Genomic DNA, 16,043 nt, shown 5'->3' with positions numbered 1-16,043 from the left:
CGGTCCGAAGTCCGAGATGTACTAAGTCGGCGATTCGCCCGAATTCGAGTGATTTTCCGGTCAAACTTCGGATGTGTTCGTTCGGCGGATCAGCATCCGCGTGCTCAGCATCGGGCGCCCCGTCGACGTGGCGGCGTACGCGCTCGCCGCGCTCTTCTGCGCGTACACGTGGCATTGGTCGGCCCTGGCCCCACACCGGGCGTGGGCGGCCGTCGCGATCTGGGGCTACCTAGCCGCCGCGAGCATCGCTCTCCTCCTGCGCGGCCGGCTCGCCCGGACCTGGCTGGCCGCGGCGGCCTGGGCCGCGACCGCCTTGCTCCCGCTGATCCTCCAAGCCCGCGAGCGGGCCGCCGGACGGCTGGACCGAGCCCAGGAAGAAGTCCTGGTCATCGAGGCCGCCGGAGCCCGGATGCTCCACACTGGAACGCCCTACCTCGACCGCGACGCGATCGCCGCCGTCCCAAGCCCGCTGCGGCTGCTCGACTACCTGCCCTACCAGCCCGGCATGGCGATCGCCGGACTGCCCCGCGCCCTCGGCGGCATCGCCTGGTGGACCGACGCCCGGATCATCATGGCCCTGCTCAGCAGCGCGGCCGTGGTAGCCGCCTGGCTGCTGCTCGACCGGGCGGGCATCACCCGCTTCGGATCGGAGGCCCCCCTGCGGGCGCTGCAAGCGGTCACGATCCTTCCGCTCGCCACGCTCACCCTGGCCACCGGCGGAGACGACGTCCCCGTCCTCGCCCTGTCACTGCTCGCCTGCGCGCTGGCTTCCCGCAACCGCTGGACCGCCGCCGGACTGGCGATCGGCTGCGCGGGCGCCCTCAAACTCACCGCCTGGCCGGTCGCCATCGTCCTCGGCCTCGTCGCCCTGGTCCGCCATCGCCGATCCCTCGCCCGGTACGCACTCGGCGCGGCCGGCATACCGGTGCTGGTCCTGGTGCCCACCGTGCTCATCAACGGCCGCGCCGTCGTGGAGAACGTCATCCGATTCCCGCTCGGCCACGGCCTGGTACGCAGCCCGGCAGCCTCCCCGCTACCCGGTCACCTGCTGACGGCGTACCTGCCGGACGGACGCCAGATCGCCGTCGGACTGCTCCTCGGCGTGGCCGCCGTGATCGCGATCTCGCTGATCCGGCAGCCCCCGGTCAGCGTCCCGAGAGCAGCGCTCATCAGCGCGACCGGACTCCTGCTGGCGATCCTGCTGCTCCCGGCGACCCGATTCGGCTACCTGCTCTATCCGGTGGCTCTAGCGGCCTGGGCGCCGGTGCTCAGCTCACCGCCATATCGACGAAGCGCGACATATGCAGCTGCGCCGCGACCGTGACGGTGTCGGTCGGACCATTACGGTGCTTGGCCACGATGAAGTCAGCCTCACCCGCGCGCGGCGATTCCTTGTCGTAGTAGTCGTCACGATGCAACAGGATGACGACGTCGGCGTCCTGCTCGATCGAGCCGGACTCACGCAGGTCGGACAACTGCGGCCGCTTGTCGGTCCGCTGCTCGGGACCACGGTTCAGCTGACTGACCGCGATCACCGGGCACTCGACCTCCTTGGCCAGCAGCTTCAAGCCTCGCGAAAGGTCGGCGACCTCCTGCTGACGGCTCTCGACCCGCTTCGGTGACGTCATCAGCTGGAGATAGTCGACCACGATCAACTTCAGATCGTTCCGCTGCTTGAGCCGCCGCGCCTTCGCCCGGATCTCCATCAGGTTCATGTTGGGCGTGTCGTCGACGAAGATCGGCGCCTCGCTGATCTCACCCATGCGCCGCGCCAGCTTCGTCCAGTCGTCGTCGGACAACTGCCCGGACCGCAGGACATGCATCGGTACGCGCGCCTCGGCGCTGAGCAGACGGGTGACGATCTCGACCTTGGACATTTCCAGGGAGAAGATGGCGCTGGCCATGTTGTGCCGGATGGCGGCGTTGCGAGCGAAGTCCATTCCCGCAGTCGACTTGCCCAAGCCGGGCCGTCCGGCCACGATGATCAACTGGCCGGCGTGGAGTCCGTTGAGCAGCCGGTCCAGGTCGGAGAAGCCGGTCGGCACACCCGACATGACGCCGCCCTGGGCGCCGACCGCCTCGATCTCGTCGAGCGTGGGCTGCAGCAGGTCGCCGAGGATGGAGAAGTCTTCGCTTACGCGCCGTTCGGTGACGTCGTAGATGGCCTGCTGGGCCAGGTCGACGATGTCGTCGACGTCGCGCCCGCCGCCGCCGTTGGTGCCGTAGCCGAGCTGCACGATCTTGGTGCCCGCCTCCACCAGCCGCCGGAGGATGGCGCGCTCGCTGACGATGCGGGCGTAGTACGCGGCGTTGGCCGCGGTAGGCACCGAGTTGAGCAGGGTGTGCAGGTAGGGCGCGCCGCCGACGCGGCTCAGCTCGCCCGCGCCGTCGAGGGCGGCCGCGACCGTGACGGCGTCGGCGGGTTCGCCTCGGCCGAACAGGTCGACGACGGCTTCGAAGATGGTGGCGTGGGCCGGCCGGTAGAAGTCACTCGACCGGAGGATCTCGACGACGTCGGCGATGGCGTCCTTGCTGAGGAGCATGCCGCCGATGACGCTCTGCTCCGCCGCGACGTCTTGTGGGGGAGTCCGTTCGTAGGCGGGGGGACCGTCGGCCGACGGTTGCCCGGAGACCGGGAACCGCGCCTGGTCGCGCACCTCGCCGACGGACACCGCACCCCACCCCAAGCACGCTCGATCGTCCCCACCGAACCCCAGGGATACCACCGGGGTCCGACAACTGTGCCGGACGGTTCCAGGGTGATATCGAGGCCGGAGGCTTGACGTTACGAAGCCTGGCCCGGATTCTCAAACACCCCGGTGGACAGACCTGCGGACAACCTGTGGACAACTTGCCTCTGCCTGTGGGTAACCGTGTGCACAGCCTGTGGATAACACGCGGACTGTTGTCCACAGACTTGCTCTGAGCTGCGCAGACGTAAATCACAGGCTGTGCGCGAAAGAAATTTCGTTCGGCGTGTCGATCTTGGCGGGCCGGGTCCGCTGTGGACGTCGGAGACGGCCTGCCGGTTCCCGCCCGCCGGTCACGGGCTCAGCTCGAATCGGTCACCAAGGTTCACGGTCCGATTTCGGTCAGGCAACGGTGGGAGCGCACCTGTCGCTGGGCCGGTCGGATCGGCAACTGAATGTTCTAGGTCAGGAGAAATCATGACGAAGCTCATGACCCGATCGGCCGGAGCGGCCTTCCTGGTGGTGCTGCTGGCGCTCGCCGGGTGCAGTGCCAGTGACAAGAGCAGCTCGTCGGACCAGCCGCAGATCGGTGGCGGTCAGGGGCCCGGGGTGTCCATCCCCGGCGGCGAGACGTCCGTGGACGAGCAGGCTCAGTCGACCTTCGCGCTCGACGTCGACACCGCCTCGTACGCGTACTCGGTGCGCCAGTTGCAGGACGGGCGCTGGCCGGACCGGTCGACGGTGCGGCCGGAGGAGTTCGTCAACTCGTTCGACATGGACTACGGGCAGCCGAAGGGCGACGGGTTCGCGTTGCATGTCGACGGTGCGGGGATGCCGTCCACCCACCGATCGCAGTACAGCGACCGGCTCCGGCTCCTGCGGGTCGGGCTGCAGACGCGGGCGGACGATTCGGAGACGCGGCCGGACGTGGCGCTGACCTTCGTGATCGACGTCTCGGGTTCGATGGCCGACACCGATCGGCTCGATCTGGTGCAGGACGCGTTGCACTATCTCGTACGCCAACTGCGCCGGACCGACTCGGTCGCGCTGGTGACGTTCAACGAGCGGGCGAAGATCGTGCTGCCGATGACCCGGCTGTCGCAGGTGGAGGATCTCGATCGGGCGATCGACTCGCTCGCCGCCGGTGGCTCCACCAACTTGGAGTCCGGGCTGGTCACGGGGTACCAGGTGGCTCGGGACGGGTTCCGTCAGGGCTCCTCCAACCGAGTGATCCTGCTGTCCGACGGGCTGGCCAACGTGGGCAACACCGAGTCGTCGCCGATCCTGCGCCGGGTGAAGGCCGAGGCGGACAAGGAGATCTCGCTGCTCGGCGTCGGCGTGGGCAGCAGCTACGGCGACGAGCTGATGGAGAAGCTGGCCGACCAGGGTGACGGGTTCGCCGTCTACGTGGCCGATCGCGAGCAGGCTCGGGATGTCTTCGTGCACCGGCTGCCGACGAACCTGTCGGTCCGTGCACTGGATGCCAAGGCGCAGGTGACCTTCGACGAGTCGGTCGTCGAGGCGTACCGGCTCGTGGGGTATGACGATCGGCTGCTGAGCGCTTCCGCCTTCCGCGACGATCGCGTCGACGGCGGCGAGGTCGGGCCCGGCCACGCTGTCACGGCGCTCTACATCGTGCGGCTGCGGCCGGAGGTCCGGTCGTCGGCCAAGGTCGCCGACGTCCGCGTACGCTGGCAGGACCCCACGTCGCGGGCGGCCTCCGAGGCGTACGAGTCGGTGGTGGTGAACGATCTCGCGGGCGGTTTCCGGTCGGCGGATCCGCACCTGCGCCTGGCCTATGCCGCGGCCTTCTTCGCCGAGGCGCTCAAGTCCTCGACGTACGCCGCCGAGGTGCAGCTGGACCAGCTGGGGCAGATCGCGGCCGACGCCGGGGAGCAGTTGCGCGACCCTAAGGTCGCCGAGCTGACGCAGGCCATCCGGGCGGCGGGCCGGCTGCGCGGCTGACCGTACGCGAAAGGGCCGGCGCGAAGCTCGCGCCGGCCCTTTCGGGTGCCTTACTTGGCGGCCGGAACCACGTTCACGGAGAACTTGGCGACGACCTCGGGGTGCAGCTTGACCTGCACGTTGTACGCCCCGAGCGACTTGATGACGCTCGGCAGCTCCACCCGGCGGCGGTCGAGGCTGGGGCCGCCCGCGGCCTTGACCGCGACGACGACCTCACCAGCGGTGACCGAGCCGAACAGGCGGCCGCCGTCGCCGGCGCGCGCGCCGAGCTTGACGGACAGCCCTTCGAGCTGGGCCTTGATCTCCTTGGCGTGGTCCAGGTCCCGGATCTCCCGGGCGTCCCGCGCCCGCTTGATCGTCGCGACCTGCTTCTCGGCGCCCTTGGTGTGCGAGATCGCGAGGCCCTGCGGGAGCAGGTAGTTACGGCCGTAGCCGTCCTTGACCTCGACGATGTCGCCCGGCGTGCCGAGACCCGGCACCTCCTGAGTCAGAATGATCTTCATAGGAGTGCCTCCTCTCAGCGTCCGGTGCTCGTGTACGGCAGGAGCGCCATCTCACGGGCGTTCTTGACCGCACGGGCGATCTGACGCTGCTGCTGGGTGGTCACACCCGTCACCCGGCGGGCGCGGATCTTGCCGCGGTCCGAGATGAACTTGCGCAGCAGCGCGGTGTCCTTGTAGTCGATGTAGGTGATCCCCTCCTTCTCGAGCGGGTTCACCTTCTTCTTCGGCTTGCGAAGAGCGGCAGCCTTAGCCATTGCTCAGTGCTCCAGTGATCTTTAGAAAGGTGGCTCGTCGTCGAAGTTGCCACCCGAACCGCCGCCTGCGGGAGCAGCCGTGGCCCACGGGTCGTCGGCGAAACCGCCGCCGCCACCGCTGTTGCCACCGCCGCCGCCACCGCCGAAGCCGCCACCACCGCCGCCACCGTTGGACCGCGACATCTTCTGGACCTTCGCCGTCGCGTAGCGCAGCGAAGGACCGATCTCGTCGACTTCCAGTTCGATGACGGTGCGCTTCTCGCCCTCACGCGTCTCGTACGACCGCTGACGCAGCCGGCCGGACACGATGACGCGGCTGCCCCGCTGCAGCGACTCGGCGACGTTCTCCGCCACCTGCCGCCACACCGAGCAGTTCAGGAACAGCGGCTCGCCGTCCTTCCACTCGCCGGAAGCCCGGTCGAGCGTCCGCGGCGTCGAGGCGACGCTGAACTTGGCGACCGCAGCGCCAGACGGGGTGAAGCGCAACTCTGGGTCATTGGTGAGGTTACCGATGACCGTGATGGTGGTTTCTCCAGCCATGACCTACTCCTCAGGCATTCGCTAGTTCTGACGCACAGGTTGTCACAGCCGTACGACAGCTGCGCGAAAGCGGGTCGGGCGTGCCTTGTGCTCGCGCGTCAGCGAACTTCCGGCCGGATGACCTTGGTACGCAGCACGGACTCGTTGAGTCGCAGCTGACGGTCCAGTTCGGCCACGGCCGCAGGCTCAGCCTGCAGGTCGATGACGGCGTAGATGCCTTCGGCCTTCTTGTTGATCTCGAACGACAGGCGCCGGCGGCCCCAGACGTCGAGCTTCTCCACCGAACCACCCGACGTCCGGATCACGTTGAGGTACGTGTCGAGCGACGGGGCGACGGTGCGCTCCTCGAGAGACGGGTCGAGGATCACCATGATCTCGTAATGACGCAAGACGTGCTCACCTCCTCTGGGCTAGCGGCCACGGTCCTTCCGTGACAGGAGGTCGTGCGTCGTTCAGACGGACGCCGTGGATGCCTTCACCCACGGCGAGACCCGCAAGAACCTGACCAGGATACCGGGTAGGGGCATCAGGGCCAAAAAGAGCCGCGAGGCGCACTCTCATCCAGTTCTGCTGGGTGGGACCTGGGGAGGAACGACCACACCGACGAGGTTGGATGAAAGGCGCCTCGCGGAGCCTGTTATAACCACATCATACGCCGTGGTTTGCGTCTTAGGCGAACTCAGTCCGAGTTGCGCGCTGGCTAACAATAGCGCGGATTGCCCCAACCGTTACGCCTACGACACACACTGTAGCAATAATGGCGAGAAGTCCGATTGGTCCCTTGTCCCTCGGCGTGTCGTTCGCGAGATCGGTCATCCCGATCACCGACTCGCCGCTGGGCGTGACCACGGTCGAACCTGGTTCCAAGCTATCTCCGGCGGCCGCGACGCTGCCACTCGGATCCGGCTCCAACGGGAACAACGGTGCTTCCTCGGACGAGGATGCGCTCGCCGAGGGGACAGGAGTCCCCGAGGGTTTCGGCTTCGGCGTACGCGTCTTGACGACCCGGGGCGCCCCGGTGGAGTTGCCGCTGGAACTCGGCGACGACGCGTTGACGTTCACCGTGACGGGTTCGTATGACCCGTTACCACCCAGATTGAGCAGGCAGTCGGGGACCATCGCGATGGCCACCGGCCCCTTGTGGAACTGAACCTCGACGGCTTGGCCGTCGCTGATCGGGCCGCCGTTCTCCCCGTCGATCTGCAGGGTGGCGCCCTGTCCGAGGTTGTTGACGAAGACGACCTTCTGCTCGGACTTGATCGTCACGGCGGGGCGGTCCGGTTTCGAACCGCACAACAGCAGGCCGAGCCCGCCCCCGTCGAATTCGACCTGCGTACCGGCCTCAGGCTCGGCGAATGCGGGCTGGGCGGCCAGCGGCACTCCCAGCAACGCACCGAGACCGACTCCGGCCAGCGCCCGGCAAACGGACATCTTCATACGAACTCCCAGACGGTGTGCCCCCGCGGGGGTGCGACGGGCGGACGGCGCCCCTTCGAGGGCGGTCGACGGACAGTTACCCGGTCACATGGACTTCGGAGGAATCCGGTGGGTCCAACGGATGAGTGCAAGGACGGTGACGCGTGCATGTCCGGTCTTCGTCAGGCCGAGGGACTACGCTCTCCGGCATGCGTATCGGTGCCCATGTCGATCCCGGCGACCCGTTGGCCGAGGCGCACGCCCGCGACGCCGCGGTCGTGCAGTTCTTCCTGGCCGACCCGCAGGGCTGGAAGGATCCGGCGCCACGCGCCGACGCCGAGCAGATCAAAGCCTCGGACGTGCAGGTGTTCGTCCACGCGCCGTATGTCATCAATGTCGCCACGACGAACAACCGCATCCGCATCCCCAGCCGCAAGCTCCTCCTGAGCCACGCGAACGCGGCGGCCACGGTGGGCGCCAGCGGGCTGATCGTCCATGGTGGACACATGCTCAAGGATGATGATCTGTCGACCGGCTTCGACAACTGGCGCAAGACCTTCGCGTACGCGGCGGAACAGGGCGGTTTCGCCACCCAGGTGCTCATCGAGAACACCGCCAGCGGAGACAAGGCCTGCGCCCGGCGGTTCGACGCGCTCGCCCGGCTCTGGGACGCCGTCGGCGAGTTCGGCGTCGGGTTCTGCCTGGACACCTGCCACGCCCACGCCGGCGGCGAGGATCTGATCGACGTCGTGGACCGGGTGATGGCCATCACCGGCCGGATCGACCTCATCCACGCCAACGGCTCCCGGGACGGATTCGACTCCGGTCGCGACCGCCACGACAACCTCCAGTCCGGGATGATCGATCCGAAACTCGTCGTGGCGGCCATCCGGGCGAGCGGGGCGCCCGCGGTGGTGGAGACGCCGGGCGGGGCCGAGGGCCAGTCCGCCGACATCGCGTACTTGCGGTCCGAGCTGGCCGACTAGGGAACGGTGCTACGAGGATGACGGAGCCGACCACGATGAGTGACCAGCCCGCCGACGACGCCCCGGCAACGACGGCGTCCGACCGACCAGCGGACGAGACACCCGACAAGCCCGCGGAGGACGCGCCGACCGAGGCGTCGCCGAAAGACGACACGGCCGACCCGTTCGGGAAGTTCGCCCCCGAAGCGGTCCGGCAGCCCGGCCGGCTGCGCCGGATGGCCGGCGGCCTCGGCCGGACGCTGATCCACGAATGGTCCCTGGCCGCGTTCTCGGCGCTGGTCATCGCGGCCGCCATGACCTGGCCGGCCCTGGAGTACCCGCTCTACACGATCCCGAAGGACATCTGGGACCCCACGCTCCAGGCCTGGCAGATGGCCTGGGCCGGGCACGCGGTCGCCACCAACCCGCTCGGCATCTGGGACTCCAACTCCTTCTACCCCGAGGCCTACAGCTACGCGTTCTCCGACACGCTCCTCGGCTACTTCCCGACCGGGCTCATCGGCACCGGACCGGGCGCGGCGCTGCTCCGCTACAACATCGTCTTCGTGCTCGCCTTCGCGCTCGCGTTCTTCGGCGCGTACGCCCTGGCGCGGCAGCTCGGGTCCCGCATCCCGGGTGCGGCCGTGGCCGGCGCCGCGTTCGCGTACGCGCCGTGGCGCTGGGAGCAGGCCGGTCACCTGCACGTCCTGTCCTCCGGCGGCATCGTGCTCTGCCTGGCCATGCTGGCGCGCGGCCACGGCTATTCGTTCCGCCACGGCTACCGGCCGGAATTGCGGCGCCCCGGCTGGGCGCTGACGGGCTGGCTCGTCGGCGCTTGGCAGATCAGCCTCGGGTTCGGCATCGGCCTGCCGTTCGCCTACGTGCTCGCCGGCATCGCGGTCGTCAGCGTCATCGCGTACGTGTCGGCGCGGCTGTTCTTCTGGAGCGAGCCCAAGCCGTTCGGCTGGAAGCTGCTGGGCGCGGACACCCTCGGCGGGCTCGTCTTCGCCGCGGTCGGCGTGCTGATGGCGATTCCCTACTTCAAGGTGCTCGACCTCCACCCGTACGCCGAGCGCTCGATCGAGGAGGTCAACTGGTACTCGCCGCCGATCATCGGGTTCTTCACCGCCCCGGAGACGGACGTGGTGTGGGGCGACGCCCACTCGGTGGCCCGGCAGACGATGTTCGGCCAGTGGGGGAGCGGTGAGAAGACGCTGCTGATCGGATTCGCCGTGTACGGCTTGGCGGCGGCGGGCCTGATCTACTCGACCTGGCGCTGGTGGCAGCGGATTCTGCTCGCCCTGGGCGTGGTCGTCAGCGGCGGGCTGGCCATGGGCACCCAGTTCCTCGACGGCAAGGTCTACGAGGTCCTTTACGACCACCTGCCCGGGTGGAGCGCCATCCGGACGCCGGGCCGCCTCGTCATCTGGACGACGTTGTTCATCGGACTGCTGGCGGCCGGCGCGATCAGCGCCTTCGGCGACCGCGCCCGGGATCTGACCCGCGAGCGGGTGCCGGCCCGGCCGCACGTCGCCCTGACGCTGGCGATGTTCCTGCCGGTGCTCCTCGTCCTCGCCGAAGGCATGCAGCGGATGGACTTCCCGACCGTGCCCCAGCGGCCGGCCGCGATGGCGAACCTGACCGGCCCGGCCATGATCCTGCCCAGCAACCAGCTCAACGACGAGAACGTGATGCTCTGGTCGACCGACGGCTTCGTACAGATGGTCAACGGCGGCAGCGGTTTCACGCCGCGGTCGCAGGACGAGATCCGCAAGCTCATGGAGAACTTCCCGGACCAGGCCAGCGTCGAGAAGCTGCGGTCGATCGGCGTACGGGACGTGCTGGTCCTCAAGCACCCGAGCTACGGCGACGTCCCGCCCAACGCGCTGACCGCCGACGGGCAGCAGTTCGGGATGACCCGCGAGGACTTCGACGACGGCGTCATCTTCCACCTGAACCAGTGAGTGTTCGGGGGCGAGGGTTTCGCACCCTCGCCCCCGAGTCTCAGCCGCGACCGCGACGAGTGGGTTCGGTCGACGGGCAGAAGAAGATCCACTTGCACTTGCGCGGTTCCCGCAAGCCGGGCTCCTGCTTGGTCGGGTCGCCCACGCCGGCCTTGTCGGCGAAGCGCTGCTCGCTCATTCCCTTGCTGGCGGCGTTCATGAACTTCTCCCAGATGTTCCCGGGCAGTCCCGCGCCGCTGACGTCCTTGCCGGTCTTCTCGTAGACCGCCTGTTCCTTGCCGACGTTGCCGACCCAGACGGCCGCGGCGATCTGCTTGGTCGAGCCGACGAACCAGGCATGGCAGTTGTGCTTGGTCTGCTGGCACTGCCACGTGCCGGTCTTGCCGGTGACCGGGCGGCTGCCGCTGAGCGTGTGCCCGCCCGCGCCCGGGATCTTCTGCAGGACGTAGTTCACGTCGTCGGCGATGCCCTGGTCGATCGTCTGCTTTGGGCTGAGCTTCTCCCCGTTGACCGGGGTGAACTTGTCGGTGCCCGCGATCGGCCGCTCGACCTTCAGGACGAAGTGCGGCTTGTTGTACAGGCCGCGGTTGGCGAAGGTCGCGACGCCGCTGGCGTGGTCGATCACCGTGATCGGGTATTGCCCGAACCCGGCGTGGTAGTAGAACGGCGCGTTGTCGGTCTGCTTGAAGGTCTTGCTGGTCAGGTCGTACGCCTTGCCGTCGCCGGTGTTCCACATGGTGGTGATGCCGGCCGACTTGGCCATCGCGACGACCTTGTCCACGCCCATCAGCTTGGTGACCTTGTAGAACGGCACGTTGTACGAGTGCACCGTGGCCCATTCGAGGGTGCAGTAGTTCCCGCAGGACTCGTCGACGTCCCGGCCGGCGTTCTCGATCTCGAAGTCGCCGTCCTTGAAGGCGGCGGGGTCGAAGTGCGAGTCGAGCGAGTAGCCGTCCTTGAGCGCGGCCGCCAAGGTGTACATCTTGAACGACGAACCGGCCGGATGGCCGCCCGTGAGCTGGCCGTTCTCGAAGTTCTTGCCGGCGTAGTCGTGGCCGGTCGCGTCGTCGCCGCCGTAGTACGCCAGCACCCGGCCCGTCTTGGGTTCGATGGCCACGATCGCCGCCATCACGTTGGCCTTCTGACCGGTCATGAGCGATCCAGGCGCTCCGCGCCGCGCCGCACTCTCGGCGGCCGCCTGTGCCTTGGAGTCGATCGTGGTGGTGATCCGGTAGCCGCCCGTCTTCAGGTCGGTGATGTTGTAGGGCGCGGCCTTCAGCTCTTCCGAGATGTAGTTCACGACGTTGCCGGTGACCAGCCCGGTCTGGCCGGCGCCTTTGAGGCCCCACTGCGCGTTGCCGGCGTCCTTGCGGATCGGCAGGATCGTCTTGGGGTACTGCTGCGCGGCCCGATCGGTGTCGCTCAGCCAGTCCGCGTCCTTCATGTTGTTCAGCACGTACGCCCACCGGTCCTGCGCGGCCGACGGATTCAGCTGCGGGTCGTATCCGGCGAAGGTGGCCGTCTCCTCCGGCTGCCGGACGACCGCGCCGAGCACCGCCGCCTCCGCGACCGTCAGGTCTTTGGCGTTCTTGTTGAAGTACGTCCGGGCAGCCACCTGTACGCCGATCGCCCCGCGTCCGAAGTAGACGTTGTTCAGGTAGAACCCGAGGATCGTCTCCTTGTCGTACTCGTCTTCCAGTTTGCGGGCGAGGACCGCCTCGCGAGCCTTCCGGAAGATCGACATCTCGACGTCCTGCGTCGCGATCTTCACGTACTGCTGCGTGATCGTCGACGCGCCCTGGGTGTCGCCACCGGTGACGTTGTTCCAGGCGGCCCGCACGATGCCGCTGATGGACACCCCGTGGTGGTTGTAGAAGTCCTTGTCCTCACCTGCGATCAGGGCGTGCTTGACCTGATCGGGGAGGATGCCCATCGGGATGGTCTCGCGGTTCTCGGTGCCGAGCTGGGCCAGCTGCGTCTTGCCGTCGTCGGCGAAGATCTTGGTGACCTGAGCGTTCGGCAGGTTCTTCGGGTCCAGCATCGCCACGTTGTCGACGAAGTACGTGACGACGATGGTGGTGCTGCCGAACAACATGATGAACGCCGCGAAGGCGATCGTCAGCGCCTTGCGCTTACGGCTCTTGCCCAGCCGTCGGAGGAAGTCGAGCCCGGGGAGCGGTCGGCGCGTGGGCGCGACCGGACGCTCCGGTCGCGGCTCGGCGGGCGCTCCTTCCCGGAGGGGCACCCGGGCGCGCCCCGACGGCGGTGGTGGCGCGGAGGCGGTATATCGATCCCGCATACCGCGCACGTATTCGTCATCGTCGACGCGCCCCTGGCGGTGCCGGCCTTGCCCGGGTCCGCCCTGAGGGTGGTATGCCTCGTCGCGGACCGTGGCCGGGCCCTCGCCGGAGGGGTAGTCACCGTACGAACTCATGCCCAACAAGGTAAGCGTTCGGCGGCGATAACGCAGGTCTGGGCTCAGACCGCCAGTGGATCGGACTGCCGGACGACGTCCAGCCGTGGATTCCGGATGTCCCGGATGACCAGGCAACACAGCACGGCGACGGTCACCCAGCGGGCGATCGAGGCGAAGATGAACACGCCTTCCGGCATCACGGACTTACCGGACGCCCCCAGCAGCTCGCCGTAGAACGACAGGAAGTACGCCACTTCCGCCACTTGCCAGACGAGGAAGGCGCCCCAGCGAGGCCGCGCCAGGATCGCCAGCGGCAGCAGCCACAGCGTGAACTGCTGCGACCAGACCTTGTTGAACAGCAGGAAGGCGGCGACGGTGAGGAAGGCCAGTTGAGTCAGCCGTGGCGGCACCGGCGCACGCATCGCCAGGTAGATGATCCCCAGACAGGCGACCGCGAACAGCGCCAGGCTGATCCCGTTCAGCAGACTGCGATTCTCATCCCGGGACAGCCACTGGAACAGCCCCGAGTCGCCTTCGCCGCCACTCCAGAACTTCGCGTCGACGTACCGGCCGATGTAATAGAGCACGCCCCAGTCCACGCCGCGCTCGTTGTTGAGGTCGATGAACCGGCGCCAATTGTCGAAGTTCAGCACCATCACCGGCACGTTGACCGCTAGCCAGGTGACGGCCGCCGTCCCCGCCGCCACGAGGAACGGCACCCACCGCCAGGTCCGCAGGGCGATCGCGAGCAACCCGACGAACAGGAAGCCCGGCCACAACTTCGCGGCGGTGCCGAGGCCCAGCAGGACGCCGGTCAACGCCGGCGCCCAATAGCCGGGCCATTTGCGGCTCCAGGCGTACACGCCGCCGACCGCGAGGACGATGGCCAGGAAGTCCCAGTTCACCGAGGCTGTCACGAGCAAGGCTGGGGACAGCGCGAACATCGCGACGTCCCACGGTCTTGTTCGTCGGATCGCGAGGATCATCGCGGCGGTGCCGAGCGCGAACAGGAACAGCACCAGCGCGGTGATGTCGTAGAACGCCTGGCCCTGGTTGAAGTCCGGGTGGGTCTGCCCGTACGCGTGGACGGGCAGCCCGATGACCCCCATCATCACGCCGGTGAGTACCGGGTACTCGACGGCGTGGTCGATGTAGGGGACCTGGCCCTCGCTCAGCCCTTCGGCGTAGTAGAGCGCGAGGACGTCGGTGTAGCAGAAGTTGGTGTACTGCTTGTTATCCGTCCACGCGCCGTCGCGGCACGGAGACTTCTGGACGAAATGCAGCGCGAGCGTGAGGCAGGTCAGGGCCAGCACGATCAACGAGACGAACTTGACCGACCGCCGGGCGACCGGGGCGTGCTCGCCCAGCCGCCCGCCGATGAGTTCGGCGAGACCGCCGACGAAGCCGTCGGAACGCGACGGCGCGTCGATGCGCGGGGACGCCGGACGATCGCGGTCGTCCTGATCCTGACCCACCTCAGCCTGCACGGCTACCGTCCTTCACTCATCGATTGCCTCAGTTGCCGAAACGGCTGCGGGTCACTGTCGGTGTCGGTGTCGGAGACTTGGACTGGTTGCCCCCGCCGTTGCCCGGGTCGGTCGTCTGGGTCGGGCAGGTCACCAGCGGAATGCACTCGCCGCCCTGGCCCGGCAGCGTCGGCTGGGTCGGCGACGGCGAGACGCCGTTGGCGAAACCGACCTCGTCGTCGCCGATGTGCGAGGCGTCGGCGAGCTTTTCCTTCTTGAAGTTCTTCGAGTCGTTGTAGTCCTTGATGAACTCCGACCAGATCCGGTATGGCGTCGAACCGGAGGTGATCGTGCTCTTCGTCTTCGGGTCGATCACCGGGTAAGCCCCGGCGGCGTTGCCGGTCCAGATCGCCACCGAGAACTGCTTGGTGAAGCCGACGACCCAGGCGTGCGCGTTCTTGTCGCTCGGGACGGCCTTGCCGTTCTTGTCGACCGTGGCGCCTTCCCAGGTACCGGTCTTCGCGGCGACCTCACGGCCGCTCATCGACCAGCCGTGGTCGGTGAAGACCTTCTGCATCGCGTACGTGACGTCGTTGGCGACCCGGCGTTGGATGACCTGCTTCGGGTCGCCCTTGTGCCCGACGCCCTTCACGATCTCGTACTTGCCGGTGACGGGGTCCTTCTTCTCGACCTTGGTCACGAAGTACGGCTTGTTGTAGACCCCGCCGTTGGCCAGCGTCGCCACACCGGTGGCGTGGTCGAGCACCGTGATGCCGTACTGGCCGAAGCCGACCTGGCGGTCGAACGGCGTACGCAGGGTATCGCCCTGGACGCCCTTGGCGGACAGGCTCTCGATGTTGTCGTTGTTCCACATGTAGCGGACACCGGCCTGGCTCGCCATCTTCACGACCTTGCCGGGGCCGATCTGCCGGGCGACCCAGTAGAACGGCACGTTGTACGACTTCATGAAGCTGTACTCGAGCGTGCAGTAGTCCTTGCAGCTGGTGTTGGCGGCACCGGCGTTGCCGACCTTGATCTTGTCGTCGGTCGTGAACGGCATCGCCTTCCAGCGCGACTGCAACGACGCGCCCGCGTCCAGCGCCGCGGCCAGCGTGTAGATCTTCATCGACGAGCCCGGCGGGTGCCCGCCGACCAGCGCGCCACCTTGGGTGTTCACGCCGGCCAGGTCGATCGCCGTGCCGTCGAGGCCGCCGTAGTACGCGATCACGGCGCCGGACGTGTGGTCGATGACGACGCCGGCCGACTCCAGATCCTGTTTCTTCTTCGGATCGGTGACGATCTTGCGGCCGTAGAGCTCGGAGCCCTTGATGTCCGGCCGGGACGCCTCCTCCAGCTCCTTCTGCGCGGTGGGGTCGATCGTGGTGTAGACCTTGTAACCGCCGGTACGCAGCTCCTTGGGCTCGATGCCCTGCTCCTTGAGCTCCTCGTACACGTAGTTCACGACGTTGCCGGTGGCCTTGCCGACGTTGGTGCCCTCGGCGGTCTTGATGCCCCACTCGGCCGAGGTCGACACGGTCGAGTACTTGATGACCTCGGGGAACTGCGCCGAGGCGCGCTCCTCCGCGGTGATCCAGCCCTTTTCCTTCATGTTGTCGAGCACGTAGCCCCAGCGGCCCTTGGCCGTGTCCGGGTGCGCCTCGGGGTCGTAGATGCTCAGCTTGCCGCCGTCGTCGTACGGGTCACGGATGACCGAACCCAGGACGGCCGCCTGCGAGAAGGTCAGGTCCTTGGCGCTCTTGCCGAAGTAAGCCTGCGCCGCCTTCTCCACCCCGACGGCGCCCCGGCCGAAGTCGATGGTGTTCAGGTAGAAGCCCATGATCGTGTTCTTGTCGTACTTGTCCTC

The 16,043-nt window shown here is 67.7% G+C and carries 13 protein-coding genes; 4 read left to right on the top strand and 9 right to left on the bottom strand.

The genetic code is table 11. The annotated features are described in order from the left end of the window. The first annotated feature begins 73 nt into the window (after positions 1-73). Positions 74-1,324, top strand: coding sequence for a glycosyltransferase family 87 protein (locus tag AB0M47_RS10065; RefSeq protein ID WP_363411341.1), 1,251 nt, complete (start codon positions 74-76; stop codon positions 1,322-1,324). Here AB0M47_RS10065 and dnaB read toward each other — a convergent pair. After that, positions 1,269-2,657: a replicative DNA helicase gene (gene dnaB / locus AB0M47_RS10060; RefSeq protein ID WP_253763740.1), complete on the bottom strand. Its 1,389-nt coding sequence runs from the start codon at positions 2,655-2,657 to the stop codon at positions 1,269-1,271. The genes AB0M47_RS10065 and dnaB overlap by 56 nt on opposite strands. A gap of 510 nt (positions 2,658-3,167) precedes the next feature. Here dnaB and AB0M47_RS10055 point away from each other — a divergent pair. Next, the gene (locus AB0M47_RS10055) at positions 3,168-4,655 is read left to right on the top strand and encodes a von Willebrand factor type A domain-containing protein (RefSeq protein WP_363411339.1); all 1,488 of its coding nucleotides are present in this window, start codon (positions 3,168-3,170) and stop codon (positions 4,653-4,655) included. Between the two features lie 50 nt (positions 4,656-4,705). On the opposite strand, the gene rplI is transcribed toward AB0M47_RS10055, so the two are convergent. The 5 genes from rplI to AB0M47_RS10030 form a co-directional block, all read right to left on the bottom strand. Then, positions 4,706-5,158, bottom strand: a complete 453-nt coding sequence (gene rplI / locus AB0M47_RS10050; protein WP_253759123.1) for a 50S ribosomal protein L9 — start codon at positions 5,156-5,158, stop codon at positions 4,706-4,708. Between the two features lie 14 nt (positions 5,159-5,172). After that, positions 5,173-5,412, bottom strand: coding sequence for a 30S ribosomal protein S18 (gene rpsR / locus AB0M47_RS10045; protein WP_363411337.1), 240 nt, complete (start codon positions 5,410-5,412; stop codon positions 5,173-5,175). Between the two features lie 21 nt (positions 5,413-5,433). After that, on the bottom strand, positions 5,434-5,952 hold the full coding sequence (locus tag AB0M47_RS10040) for a single-stranded DNA-binding protein (protein WP_253759126.1): 519 nt from the start codon (positions 5,950-5,952) through the stop codon (positions 5,434-5,436). A gap of 98 nt (positions 5,953-6,050) precedes the next feature. After that, complete coding sequence (gene rpsF / locus AB0M47_RS10035) at positions 6,051-6,341, bottom strand: 30S ribosomal protein S6 (protein WP_359994518.1); 291 nt, start codon at positions 6,339-6,341, stop codon at positions 6,051-6,053. Between the two features lie 280 nt (positions 6,342-6,621). Further along, positions 6,622-7,389, bottom strand: a complete 768-nt coding sequence (locus AB0M47_RS10030; RefSeq protein WP_363411335.1) for a hypothetical protein — start codon at positions 7,387-7,389, stop codon at positions 6,622-6,624. Positions 7,390-7,577: 188 nt separating this feature from the next. On the opposite strand from AB0M47_RS10030, the gene AB0M47_RS10025 reads away from it, so the two are divergent. Continuing rightward, on the top strand, positions 7,578-8,354 hold the full coding sequence (locus AB0M47_RS10025) for a deoxyribonuclease IV (protein WP_363411333.1): 777 nt from the start codon (positions 7,578-7,580) through the stop codon (positions 8,352-8,354). A 17-nt stretch (positions 8,355-8,371) separates the two neighbouring features. Next, a complete protein-coding gene (locus AB0M47_RS10020) occupies positions 8,372-10,297 on the top strand; it encodes a hypothetical protein (RefSeq protein WP_363411331.1) in 1,926 nt (641 codons plus the stop codon). 40 nt (positions 10,298-10,337) lie between these two features. Here the strand turns inward: AB0M47_RS10020 and AB0M47_RS10015 are convergent, their stop codons facing one another. The 3 genes from AB0M47_RS10015 to AB0M47_RS10005 all read right to left on the bottom strand — a co-directional run. Further along, positions 10,338-12,731 carry a transglycosylase domain-containing protein gene (locus tag AB0M47_RS10015; RefSeq protein WP_363411329.1) on the bottom strand — a complete coding sequence of 798 codons (2,394 nt, stop codon included), beginning with the start codon at positions 12,729-12,731 and terminating at the stop codon, positions 10,338-10,340. Between the two features lie 44 nt (positions 12,732-12,775). Further along, entirely contained in the window at positions 12,776-14,200 is a 1,425-nt protein-coding gene (locus AB0M47_RS10010) for a hypothetical protein (protein WP_363411327.1), read from the bottom strand. A 28-nt stretch (positions 14,201-14,228) separates the two neighbouring features. Next, the coding region (locus tag AB0M47_RS10005; protein ID WP_363411325.1) for a transglycosylase domain-containing protein at positions 14,229-16,043 on the bottom strand (1,815 nt) is incomplete at its 5' end.

The organism is Hamadaea sp. NPDC051192 (genome assembly GCF_040682475.1).
GTDB lineage: Bacteria > Actinomycetota > Actinomycetes > Mycobacteriales > Micromonosporaceae > Hamadaea > Hamadaea flava.
The sequence above is the reverse complement of the archived record's forward strand: the minus strand, read 5'-3'. Positions and strand labels throughout refer to the sequence as shown.